Source organism: Nitratidesulfovibrio oxamicus, from assembly GCF_015731765.1.
Lineage (GTDB): Bacteria > Desulfobacterota > Desulfovibrionia > Desulfovibrionales > Desulfovibrionaceae > Cupidesulfovibrio > Cupidesulfovibrio oxamicus.
Window position 1 is genome coordinate 1 of record NZ_VRYY01000612.1, and the last position, 12,239, is coordinate 12,239.

Here is a 12,239-nt window from a genome sequence, read left to right on the forward strand (position 1 = left end):
TCCTGATCCGCGACCAGATCGGCGCGGGGCCCGCCGCCGCCATGGTGGGCGACGACCTGCGCGCCGCCGCCGGGCAACTGGCCCGCAACGGCGTGTACGTGGCCGGGGTTGGCGTTGACGGCATGCGTGATGACGACACCTGCTGGATGTACTTTCCGGAATCCAACGCCCCCTTCTACCGCCTGACCAACTTCCACAACTACTCGCCCAACAACGCGGCCCGGCCCGGCCAGCAGCGCGCCCTGATGGCCGAGACCTCGTGGTCCGTGCACAAGCCGGAACAATTGGACACCCTGATGGACAAGACCGTGGAGGGACTTGTAAACACCTCCATGCTTCATCCGGACGAGCGGGAGCGCATTGCGTCGCGGTGGTCCATTGCCGTGGACTACGGCTACCCGGTGCCCACCCTGGGGCGCGACGCCGCCCTGCGCACCCTCCAGCCGTGGCTGGAGGCGCACGGCATCCATTCGCGCGGGCGTTTCGGCGGGTGGAAGTACGAGGCCGCCAACATGGACCATTCGGTCATGCAGGGCGTGGAATGGGCCGGGCGCATGGTGCTCGGCGAAGAGGAAACCACCTACAAGCTGTAATGCGGCCGCCTGACCGGCGAGCCGATTCGAGACCACCATGAATGCACAACGCTACGAGGCGCGGCGCGAAACCCTGCGCGCCGCCATGCGCGAAAAAGGCCTGTCCGCCCTGCTGGTCAGCCACGCGGCCAACCGGTTCTACCTTTCCGGCTTCGAACTGCACGATGTGCAGTTGAACGAGAGCGCCGGGTACCTCATCGTCACCGCCGACGGCAACGACTGGCTGTGCACCGACCCCCGCTATCTCGACGCGGCCCGCCGCCTGTGGCCCGAAGAGCGCGTGTTCATCTATTCCGGAGACGCGCCGGGCCAGATCAACGGCCTGCTCAGGGACAAGGTGCGCGGCACCGTGGGCTTCGAGGCGCGCGCCGTGACCCTGGACTTCTTCGACAAGGTCTCGCCCGGCCTGATCATGGAACGGGCCGACGGCATGGTCGAGGAAATGCGGGTAATCAAGGAACCCGAGGAAATCGAGCTGATGCGCCGTTCCGCGGCGCTGAACCACCAGCTCATGGAATGGGTGCCCGGCATCCTCGTGCCCGGACGTACCGAAGCCGAGGTGGCCTGGGACATCGAAAAGTTCTTCCGCGAGCATGGCGCCAGCGAACTGGCCTTCTCCAGCATCGTGGGCGTTGGCCCCAACGCCGCCCTGCCCCACTACGCCCCCGGCGACGTGCCCCTGACCGAAAACTGCCCGGTGCTGGTGGACGTGGGCGCGCGGCTGGACCTGTACAACTCGGACCAAACCCGCACCTTCTGGGTGGGCGACATGCCTGCCGAGCACTTCACCCGCGCGCTGGAACAGACCAAGGCCGCCCAGGAAGCGGCCATAAGGATCATGCGCCCCGGCCTGCCCGTGGCCGACGCCTACCGCGCCGCGCGCGCCCACTTCGAGGCGCAGGGCGTGGCCGCCCACTTCACCCACGCGCTGGGGCACGGCATCGGCCTCGAAACCCACGAGCCGCCCAGCCTGAACCCGCGCAACGAAATGGTCCTGAAGCCCGGCATGATCGTGACCGTGGAGCCCGGCCTGTACTACCCCGAATGGGGCGGCATCCGCTGGGAATACATGGTGCTGGTCACCGAAGACGGGGTGGAGATTCTCTAGCCCCCTCCCCAGCCACACGGCCGGCACGGCATATGCGAGAAAAGGCCGCCCCCGAAGGGGCGGCCTTTGTTTGGGCGCATGGGCGCCGGCATGCATTGCACGCATGCGCGGGCTCCGGCCTCAGTCCGCTCCCCGGGCCGGGTCCAACCGTTCCCGCAACAGGCGGGCATACGTCGCCGCCAGCGCGGCATCGTCGGCAAGCGCACGGCCACTCACGGCAACCGCAGCCACACACCGGCCATCCTCCGCCAACAGGGGCACCCCGCCGGGCAGGCTGGTCAGCAACGGATCGCAGAAGTCGTTCAGGGTCAGGCCGCCGTCGAGCAGTCGCGTCCTGAAGGCTTCCGTGGTGGCTCGCATGCGCACCGCCGTATACGCCTTGGCGATGACGATGGGCACCAACCGTTCCGCCGCCCCGTCCATGCGGACGAAAGCCAGAAGGTCGCCGCAGCCGTCGGTCACGCACAGGCAGACAGGCAGGCCCCCGTCGGTGCGGGCCAGACGTTCGGCCTCCATGGTGGCGTAGAGAGCATCATCCAGCAGTATGGTCCGCATGCAGCCTCCGCCTACAGCAGGCACAGCGAGATGGCCGGAATGTAGGTGATGGCCATGAGCAGGACGATGAGGGCCACCAGGAACGGCCAGGCTGCCCGCACCACGTCGCCGATGCTCACCTTGCTGATGCTGCTGGCCACGAACAGGTTAACCCCCACCGGCGGCGTGATGAAGCCGATGGCCAGGTTCACCACCATGATCACCCCGAAGTGGATGGGGTCAACGCCCACCTGCGTCACCAGCGGCAGCAGGATGGGAGTGATGATCACGATGGCGGCCAGGGCCTCCATGAAGGTGCCCACCCACAGCAGGAACACGTTGATCAGCAGCAGGATGGCGATCTTGTTGCTGGTCACGCCCAGGATCATGGCCGCGATGTGGTCGGGCACCTGCTCGATGGTCATGATGTTGCCGAACAGGGTGGCCATGGCCATCAGCACGATGATCACCGACGACGTCTGCGCCGATTCGACCATGCAGTCCCACATCCTGCGCCAGGTGATCTCGCGGTAGATGAACAGGCCCACGATCATGCCGTACAGGGCGGACACCGCCGCCGCCTCGGTGGGGGTCATGATGCCGCCGTAGATGCCGCCCAGAACGATGACCGGGACCAGCAGCGCCCACTTGGCATCCCACATGGCCTGCATCACCGAGCGGAAGTCGCGGTGCCGCGCCTCGCCGCGCCAGCCCTTCTTTTGCGAGATGTAATAGGCCACCGCCATGAGGGCCAGGCCGCACAGCACGCCGGGCACGATGCCCGCCAGGAACAGCTTGCCCACCGAGGCCTGCGCGGCCACGCCATACACCACGAAGGGATTGCTCGGCGGGATCATCACGCCGATGCACCCGGCGGACGCCACCACGGCGGCCGCGAAGAACTTGTCGTAACCGCGCTCGACCATGGCCGGAATGGTGATGCTGCCGATGGCTGCCACCGTGGCCGGGCCGGAGCCGCTGATGGCGGCAAAGAACATGCATGTCACGATGGTGGCAAGCGCCATGCCGCCGGGCAGCGCGCCCACCAGTTCATCGCCAAGGGCCAGCAACCGTCGCGAAAGGCCTCCCGCCCCCATGAACACCCCGGCCGCGATGAAGAACGGAATGGCCAGGATCGGAAAACTGTCGATGGAGACGAAGGCGATCTGCGCAAGGTATTCCAGGGGCAGCGTACCCGCGCCGAGCACCGTGGCGATGGTGGCAAGCCCCAGCGAAAAGGCAATGGGCACCCCCACCAGCAGGAACAGCACGAAGTAGCCGAACAGCAGCCACACCGCGCTCCACTGGTCGGAAAGCAGCACCGGCAGGAACAGCAGCAAGCCGCAGGCCACCCCGCCCACCACGTCCAAGGCGGGCATGGTGCGCGCCTGTCGCACCAGATCCTGCACGGTACGCAGGGTCATGAGGAAAAAGCCCACCGGCAGGATCATGTACGGAATGAAATACTTGATGCCCATGGCAGGCGTGGTCTGGGGCATGGCGATCTGCATCTGCACATGGCCGAAGCCCATGTAGCAGAGCGCCCCCGTCAGCACGAGGGTGCACACGTCCACCACCACCCAGGCCATGCCCTGCGCGCGCGGCGGCAGCTTGGCGCACAGCACGTCCACGCGGATGTTGCTGCGCTTCATGATGGCCAGGGGAACGGCAAGGTATGAAATCCAGATGAACAGGTAGCGGGAAAGTTCCTCGGACCACACCGACCAGCCGATGATACGTTGCAGCCCCGCTTTCAGCCCCTCGACGTCGAGGAACCGGGCCAGGAAGGCCACCGTTCCCGCGTCGTTGAGCATTTCGTTGATCGTGGCCATGGAATAGCGGAAACCCGTCTGGTAGGTGATGGCCAGGATCATGACCATCAGCCCCGCTACCAGGAAGGGTTTTTCCAGCCACTCGTTGGCGGTTGCCCAGGAAAATGTGTTTCTTTCAGACATGTGCATGGTCTCCGGAAGATGGCGGGCAGGCAAAAGAACAGGGGGGAGGCTCGCCCCTCCCCCCTTCGGGCCAAACGCGCAATGCTACTTCTGCGTGTCCTGCACGAGCTTGATCAGTTCGGCCGGCAGGGTCACGGTGTCCCACACCGGGCGGGTCAGCTTCCGGAATTCGTCGATTTCCGCGTCCGTGGCATCGTGAATGGTGATGCCGGCCTTGTTGAAGCCTTCGCGGGCGGCCTTTTCGTTTTCGGGGTACAGCACATCGCGCTGATACTGGGTGGCCTCGCGGGCGGCCGCGTTGATGATCTGCTTGGCGGCGTCGGGCAGCCCATCCCACCATGCCTTGTTGGCCATGGCCACCTGCATGCCGTAGTTGTGCGCGGAAGTGATGGCGTACTTCAGCACTTCATGGTGCTTGGCGCCAAACAGATGGGGAAAGGTGTTGCCTTCGGCGTCGATGGTGCCCTGTTGCAGCGCGGTGTACACTTCGCCCCAGGCGATGGGCGACGGGTTGGTGTTCAGCGCCTTGGCAACGCCCACTTCCACGGGTGAATCGGTGGTGCGCATCTTCAGCCCCGCAAGGTCCGAAGCCTTGCCCAGCGGGCGCTTTACGGACACGAAGTGGCGGTAGCCGTATTCCGCGTACATGATGGGTTGCAGGCCCACGTCGTTGGCCACCTTCAGGAAGTAGTCGTACAGCGTGCCGCCCGGATCAATGGCGGAGTACAGGTTTTTCTGGAACTTGGGCGAGGTGATGTAGGGCAGGTCGAACACCGAATACAGCTTGGAGAAGTTGGCAAGGTTCGGGGTGGAACTGACGCCGATTTCCAGCGTGCCCTTCTGCGCCCCTTCCACCAGCACCCGGTCGCTGCCCAGAATGGCGTTGGGGAACACCTGCACAGTGATCTTTCCGCCCGACTTTTCCGCCACCAGGTCGGCAAATTTCTGGTAGGCAAGGGTGATATGGTTACCGGGAGGCGTGGTGTGCGCCAGGCGGAACTTGATCTTGGGCCCATCGTAGGCCGCCTGTACGGGTGCCGCCAACGCGACGGTCATGAGGAGCGCGGCTACCAGCATGGCTGCTCTTTTCATGGATTCTCTCCTTGTGCTACATGGGTTTCCATCATCGACCATGTGCATCACATGCCCATGACCGACACGATACAGTCCATCTTGTTTTCATGGCACCGTATCCTTCATGCCTTTCCGCAACGTGCGTCCCCCCGGCCAGGGGCGGCGCGTTCTGGGCGAGTAAGTTGCAACCGACATGCCGTCGCTTGAGACTTTTGGAACAAACTGAAAATATCTTTTGAAACTGGTTACTTGTCAGCACCGCCACAACTCGAACCCGACAACACCAGAACATGGGACACAAAAAAACCGTCCGAACATCCAGACATTTTTTCAAAATAGTGTCGGTTTACCATACGTCTGCGCGAACAACTGGTGAACGCGCGGCAAAAAAACCGCAAGAACAGCAGTGGCCACTCGCATTCCCCACATGCACATGTGCTTCCTGGAACACAATGTAAAGCCACACCGCCAACAGGATTACGCATGCCCACAACGCATGATGCCATAGTCAACGACGCAGTCACCTTTCTGATATTCGACCATTTACCCATGGGCATTCTGTATTGCGACGCCAGCTACGTGATCCGTTTTGCCAACAAGGCCTATGCGGAACTGCTGGGCAAGCGCCCCCACGACATCATCGGCAGGAACATTACCGAGGTCATTCCCTCGTCGCGCGCGCCAGAGGTAATGACCACCGGCCAGGCGGAAATGGGTGACCTGTGCAGCATCCCCGGCCCCCGGGCCGATCAGAAGCTGGTGGTGAACCGCATTCCCGTGCGCGATGCCGCGGGTGCGCTTGTCGGCATGATCTCGCAGGCCATCTTCAATGACCCCAGCGAACTGAAACGCCTTTCCAACAAGATAGAGCAACTGGGGCACAAGCTCAGCCAGTACAAGCGGCGCATGGCGGCCACCCTGCATGCCCAGTATTCGCTCGCCAGCCTGAAGGGCGAAAGCGCCTCCATGCACCAGATCAAGGACCGTCTGCGCAGCTACGCCCGCATGGATGCGCCGGTCCTTGTCCTGGGCGCCACCGGCACGGGCAAGGAACTGGCAGCCCATGCGCTGCACGCCGAAAGCACGCGCGCCGCCGGGCCGCTGGTCAGCATCAACTGCGCGGCCATTCCCAAGGATCTCTTCGAATCCGAACTGTTCGGGTACGTGCGCGGGGCATTTTCCGGCGCCCATCACAGCGGGAAAATGGGCCAGATAGAGTTGGCAGACGGCGGCACCCTGTTTCTGGACGAAATAGGCGACATGCCCCTTCAGGCGCAGGCAAAGCTGTTGCGCGTACTGGAAAGCCGCACCATCTGCCGCGTGGGCGCGGTAACGGCGGAACCCGTGGACTTTCGGCTCATTGCGGCCACCAACCGCAACATCAAGGACATGGTCCAGGCTGGCACGTTCCGCGAAGACCTGTATTATCGCATCAATACATTCATCATAGAGATTCCTTCGCTACGCGACAGGAAGGAGGACATCCTGCCTCTGGCGCATCACTTTCTGGCTCGCATGGGGCACGAGGGCGTAACCTTTACCCCCGCCGCAGTATCTGCGCTGCAATCGTTCGAGTGGCCGGGCAACATCCGGCAACTGCACAACGCCATCCTGCATGCCGCCACCATGCGCGAAGGCAGCGCCATAGACGTCTGCGCCCTGCCCCCGGAAATACGCCCGGTCCACACCAGCCCTGTCGCGCCTTGCCCGCTACCGCAGGACAGGAGCGACCTTGCGGGCATTCTGGCCCACAACGAGGCCGCTCTCATTGAAAATGCCCTGCGCGAGCAGGGCGGCAATGTCACCAGGGCCGCATCCGCGCTGGGGGTTTCGCGCGCCACGCTGTACGAGAAGATGAAGAAGCACGGCGTCCATGCCGTGCGTTCTCGCGACAGGCAGGGGAACTGACCTGACCGGACGGTGCCTGGCGGATCGGATGCGGTCAGCCGCCCCACAATGCGACAGGCCCGCCCCAAAGGGGCGGGCCTGTCTTTTTCCAGATCCCGATGCGGGGCGATGCCCGGCGAGGAAGGCCGGGCATCGCAACAGCGTCAGCAGCGGCTACTTGACGAAGTGCCGCTTGTCCAGATGGTCGTACTTGGGCAGGTGGCGGGTGGGCAGGGCCAGGGCATCGCGCCGGAAGGGCGGGGCCAGCCTGGTGCCGTCGGTCATGATCTCGATGACCGAGGGCTTGCGGCTCTTGCGGGCGGCGTCCAGGGCATCGGCCAGGTCGGCCTGGGTGTTCACCTTGTAGCCCGTGGCGCCCATGGCTTCCGCGATGGCCGCGTAGGAATTGGACCAGATGTCCGCGCCCACGAAGCGGTTGTTGTAGAAGTCCACCTGGTTCTTCTTTTCCGCGCACCACGCCCCGTTGTTGTACACGGTGGCGATGACCGGCAGGTTGTACTGCACGGCGGTGGGCACCTCGAACAGGCTCATGCCCCAGGCGCCGTCACCCACGATGGCCACCACCGTGTCCTCGGGGCAGGCCAGCTGCGCGCCAAGGCCCGCCTGATAGGCGAAACCGGTGTTGCCGAAGGTCAGCGTGGCCACCGAACGCTTGGCGTTGCGGAAGCGCAGGTAGCTGTTGGCCGTGGACGAGGTGTTGCCGATGTCGGTGGTGGCGATGGCGTTGTGCTCGGTGACGAAGCGGCCCACCACGTCCAGCGCCTTGCGCGGATGCATGCGGCCTTCCATCACCGGTTCGTCGGCGATGGCGGCGATTTCCTTGTACCAGTCCTCCAGTTCCGCCTTGACCATGGCGTACACGGCATCGTCGCGCCTGGGATTCGGCATGGCCTCGCGCACGCGGGCCAGCAGTTCCACGGAGGCGTCCTTGGCGTCGGCGCACAGGCCCACGGCCACGGGATGGGTCTTGGCGATGTGGCGTGGGTTGATGTCGATCTGGACGATCTTGGCGGTCTTCGGGAAGTAGTTGATGTCGTACTGCGGCAGCGTGCCGAAGTAGGACAGCCGGGTGCCCACGGCCAGGATGACGTCGGCCTGCTGCAGGATGCGCATGGCCGCCTTGGAACCCATGTACCCGATGGGGCCGGTCCACAGCGGATGGTCGCAGGGGAAGGCGTCGTTGTGCAGGTAGGTGCAGGCCACGGGGGCGTTGAGGTGTTCCGCCAGGGCCTTCACCGTTTCCAGCGCGCCGGAATCCACAACCCCGCGACCGGAGACGATGACCGGGCGCTTGGCGGCCTTCAGCACTTCCACCGCCTCGCGGAACTGTTCCGGATTGCCGATGCCGCCGGGGGCCACGCGGTACTGCGACGGGGCCAGGATGTCCTCGTCCAGTTCGCCGTAGAAGTAGTCACGCGGGATGTCCACCAGCACCGGGCCGCGTTCGGCGTAGGCTATGCGGAAGGCGGTGCGCAGGATGTCGGCGGCGCGCTTGGGGTGCGGCACGCGCAGCGATGCCTTGGTGATGGGCTTGAACAGATTCCAGGTGTCGCATTCCTGAAAGCCGTCCCAACCCACCGAGATGCTGCCCGCGCTGGGAGACAGGACGACCATGGGCGTGTGGGCCATGTTGGCCGTGGCCACCGCCGTGACGTAGTTGGTGATGCCGGGGCCGTTCTGGCCGATGCAGACACCCGCCCTTCCCGTCATTCTGGTAAAGGCGTCCTCCATGTGGCCCGCGGTCTGTTCGTGGCGCACCGAAATGAAATCGATGCCCGCGGCGGGAAACAGGTCCAACAGATCCATGAAGGCCGACCCGAGAATGCCGCTGACGTGCGTGACGCCTTCCTGCACGAGGACTTCAGCCATTGCTTCACTGGGGGTCATCTTGGGCATGATATGCTCCTTGAAAGTATGAAATGTGCGCTGTCGGATGTCTGGCCGGTAGACACCCTTCCATCCCGACGTGCGGGTGGATCCAGTGCGACACCCCGCCTAGCAAAATATGAGCCTGCCGCGCATTTCACATCCAACACATTAAAAATAAATATTATTTATAAAAGCGCGACTCGCCCCAGACACCTCCTGCTCGCAAACTGTCCAGACTTCCATACAGTCTCAGGACATCCGTCTGATGGTCCGACAGTTTGCCTATGCCCTTCTCCTTGACACGGCGGCCATGCCGGGGCACCTCCCCCGTACCGGCACCCCGCGAATCGCACAGGCCCCGCCCGCTTCGCGGGGCCGATGCGTCCCGCATGTCCCGACATGCCCCCACGCCGCCACACCCCCCACCCGCAGGAGACCCCGTGGCCCGCAAACGCCCCCGCAAGCCATCCCCCCCGCTGCCGCCACCGCATGAATCGTCGCGGCTGTACGCGCGCATCGCGCCCCGGCACATCGCCATGTTCCGCTTCTTGCTGGAGGCGCAGGACAACATGGGCTACATGACCGTGCTTGATCGCGGGGTGGGGGGCGGCACGAACGGCAATGATGCGGACGGCAGCGGCGCGGCGCAGAACGGGTGCGGCACGCAAGGCGGCACCACCGGCGGCACGGGCAAGGGGTCAACCGGCCCCGGCGCGGACGCCGTGCTCAAGATCGTGTTCTCGCCGCATCAGGAACGGGAGATGCGCGCCTTTCTGGAATCCATGCGCGCCACCATTCCCTTCACGGTCTTCGAATCTCCGTTGCGCACGCGGGCCACTTCCCCCGGGTAGACACTACCGCGTTGAGGCTCAACGCCGGACACCATCCACGGCATCTGGCCATGAACGTCCGCAAAGCGCGATAACTCAAGGGGGCTATTTTTTCACCTGCCCTCTGGGTATACTCCCCATCGGTTCTACAACGCCCACAGTGATGTTTCCACAATATGGCGCAACGTACGTCCCACCACACGCCCGCTAAAGCGGTCGACCTTTTTTGTGGCGCAGGAGGTTTTACCCTTGCCGCCCGCAATCTCGGCATTGAGGTCGTTGCGGCCCTTGAAAACAACCAGCATGCGGCGGCCACGTATCGTCACAATTTCATTGAAGGCCAACGGCACGCTCCCCTGCTTTTTGAGGGAGATATTCTCGCCATCTCTCCTGAAGACTTCATGCAGGCCGCAGGCCTAGCCCCCGGCAAGGTAGACATCATCATGGGGGGACCTCCCTGTCAGGGTTTTTCCACGCACCGAATCAAAGGTGCCGGTGTGAATGACCCCCGCAATTCCCTGCTGCTGCGCTACTTTGAATATGTGCAGGCCATTCGCCCCCGCTATTTTCTTGTCGAAAACGTCCCCGGCTTACTTTGGCCTAGGCACGATGACTACCTGAAGCAATTTTACAAACTGGCGACTAAAACCGGCTACCACGTTTCCCCCCCGCAGGTTTTAAACGCCCGCGACTATGGCGTTCCGCAAAACCGCAGGCGTGTGTTCATCCTCGGCGCTGCCGCAGCAAACCCTCTCCCGGAATGGCCTCCAACGCCCACACACTTCTCCCCTGAAAATCCACTGGTATGCGCTGAGGGTCGGCCAGCTTGGCGTACGGCAGCGCAGGTTTTCTCTACTGAACTTTCGCCTGACGACCCGAACGCCATCCACCTCAACCACCGCCCTGAAATGGTAGAGGTATTCCGCAGCACTCCCATCAATGGTGGCAGCAGGCAGCAATCTTGCCGCGTACTCCCCTGCCACCAGCATCATAACGGCCACAAGGATGTTTACGGCCGTATCAATCCAGCCACCCCTGGCCCCACCATGACCACTGCCTGTACCAACCCCTCCAAAGGGCGCTTTCTCCATCCCACGCAGCATCACGGCATAACGGTGCGTCATGCCGCCCGTTTCCAGACCTTTCCAGACACGTTCGTTTTCAAAGGCGGCATCATGGCTGCCAGCGCGCAAGTCGGCAATGCCGTCCCCATAGGCCTCGGCATGGCCGTTATACGCCCGTTGCTTGCCGCCCTTCCCGATGGCGAGGGCCGCTAAAGTTAGCACCCGCTTTTCTTTTTTATCGCGCCCTGATACAGGCCTGACTATGTTGAACACAGCCAGCTTCCAGACGCGCGCCCGAGCCATTGACCACTTGGGGCGTGGCCAGATAGCAGACGCCCCCACCGCCGTAAGCGAACTGTGGAAGAACGCTTACGACGCATACGCTCGCGGGGTGGAACTGCATATCCATTCTGGTGACGTTGTTGTCGCTTCCATCTGCGACAACGGGCATGGCATGGATGCCGAAACCCTAAGCTCCAAATGGCTTGTGGTAGGCACAGAAAGCAAGGTCGCTGGCCCCGTCCCCGTAGAAGATCGTTACGGGCTGCCAGAACGTGCCCGCCTTGGCGAAAAGGGTATCGGCCGGCTTTCTGCCGCCTTTCTTTCTCCCGTCACTCTTGTGGTCAGCAAGCGCGTTGGTCGGCCCTACGCAGCGCTACTCGTTGATTGGCGATTCTTTGAGAATCCGTACCTGTTCATCAACGACGTGCGGTTTCCTCTCGTCGAGTTCGGCGAACTTAGGGAATTCCCCGCGTTGTTGGCGCAAATGTTTGAAGAACTCAAAGGCAACCTGCAATGGAGCGGCGCCTCACCCCATGCGGACCACCTTGCCGCTGCGTGGGACAGGTTCGACGCCATTGAACGCGAACAGAACCCCAACACGCCCACTACCCGTGAAGCCATTCTGGCACTCGCCCCTGAAGGCATCATCACATGGGACCACTTCTCGCCCTGGTGGCAGTTGATGCACCAGGCAGAGGATGGTGATCTGCACGGAACGGCGCTTTTCACCATCAACGCCAATACCGAACTGGCGTGCTGGGTTGCTGACGGCGAATACGAAAGCCCTGACACACAAAAAGTTAGGTAATACCTAACCAAACCGGACCTGTGATAGGCAGGTCTGGACATGAGAGAATGCCCGAAGTGCACATACACCCGAGCTTGGCGTCTCGCCGATGGCCGTTTCAAATGCCGTCGGTGCGGTAGCAAGTACTCGTGGAAAACCGCCTGGGAACTTAGCCGCCTTCCCGAAGCCAAAAAGCTCAAGGCGTTGGAACTCTTTGTCTATGGCGTCCCTGTGT

Annotated in this window: 10 protein-coding genes and 1 pseudogene; 6 read left to right on the forward strand and 5 right to left on the reverse strand. The window is 63.1% G+C overall.

The window, feature by feature from the left end; genetic code table 11:
- Together FVW20_RS16210 and FVW20_RS16215 are read left to right on the forward strand one after the other, a co-directional pair.
- A pseudogene (locus FVW20_RS16210) lies at positions 1-593 on the forward strand (amine oxidase); the annotation flags it as partial.
- 37 nt (positions 594-630) lie between these two features.
- Entirely contained in the window at positions 631-1,701 is a 1,071-nt protein-coding gene (locus FVW20_RS16215; protein WP_196610405.1) for a M24 family metallopeptidase, read from the forward strand.
- A 120-nt stretch (positions 1,702-1,821) separates the two neighbouring features.
- Here the strand turns inward: FVW20_RS16215 and FVW20_RS16220 are convergent, their stop codons facing one another.
- The 3 genes from FVW20_RS16220 to FVW20_RS16230 form a co-directional block, all read right to left on the reverse strand.
- Positions 1,822-2,256 (reverse strand): GlcG/HbpS family heme-binding protein, encoded by a 435-nt coding sequence (locus FVW20_RS16220; protein WP_196610406.1) that lies wholly within the window; start codon positions 2,254-2,256, stop codon positions 1,822-1,824.
- An 11-nt stretch (positions 2,257-2,267) separates the two neighbouring features.
- Positions 2,268-4,196 carry a TRAP transporter large permease gene (locus FVW20_RS16225; protein WP_372435015.1) on the reverse strand — a complete coding sequence of 643 codons (1,929 nt, stop codon included), beginning with the start codon at positions 4,194-4,196 and terminating at the stop codon, positions 2,268-2,270.
- 78 nt (positions 4,197-4,274) lie between these two features.
- Complete coding sequence (locus FVW20_RS16230) at positions 4,275-5,282, reverse strand: TRAP transporter substrate-binding protein (protein ID WP_196610408.1); 1,008 nt, start codon at positions 5,280-5,282, stop codon at positions 4,275-4,277.
- Between the two features lie 465 nt (positions 5,283-5,747).
- Here FVW20_RS16230 and FVW20_RS16235 point away from each other — a divergent pair, with 465 nt between their 5' ends.
- Positions 5,748-7,172, forward strand: a complete 1,425-nt coding sequence (locus FVW20_RS16235) for a sigma-54 interaction domain-containing protein (RefSeq protein ID WP_012613051.1) — start codon at positions 5,748-5,750, stop codon at positions 7,170-7,172.
- 153 nt (positions 7,173-7,325) lie between these two features.
- Here FVW20_RS16235 and xsc read toward each other — a convergent pair whose 3' ends face one another.
- Entirely contained in the window at positions 7,326-9,068 is a 1,743-nt protein-coding gene (gene xsc / locus FVW20_RS16240) for a sulfoacetaldehyde acetyltransferase (RefSeq protein WP_196610409.1), read from the reverse strand.
- Positions 9,069-9,481: 413 nt separating this feature from the next.
- Here xsc and FVW20_RS16245 point away from each other — a divergent pair, with 413 nt between their 5' ends.
- From FVW20_RS16245 to FVW20_RS16255, 3 genes are all read left to right on the forward strand, one after another.
- Complete coding sequence (locus FVW20_RS16245; RefSeq protein ID WP_196610410.1) at positions 9,482-9,892, forward strand: DUF4911 domain-containing protein; 411 nt, start codon at positions 9,482-9,484, stop codon at positions 9,890-9,892.
- 155 nt (positions 9,893-10,047) lie between these two features.
- Positions 10,048-11,148, forward strand: a complete 1,101-nt coding sequence (locus FVW20_RS16250; protein ID WP_196610411.1) for a DNA cytosine methyltransferase — start codon at positions 10,048-10,050, stop codon at positions 11,146-11,148.
- A 49-nt stretch (positions 11,149-11,197) separates the two neighbouring features.
- Entirely contained in the window at positions 11,198-12,025 is an 828-nt protein-coding gene (locus FVW20_RS16255) for an ATP-binding protein (protein ID WP_269145842.1), read from the forward strand.
- A gap of 3 nt (positions 12,026-12,028) precedes the next feature.
- On the opposite strand, the gene FVW20_RS19830 is transcribed toward FVW20_RS16255, so the two are convergent.
- Positions 12,029-12,239 (reverse strand): hypothetical protein (locus FVW20_RS19830; RefSeq protein WP_231039173.1); only part of this gene is annotated, 211 nt, incomplete at its 5' end.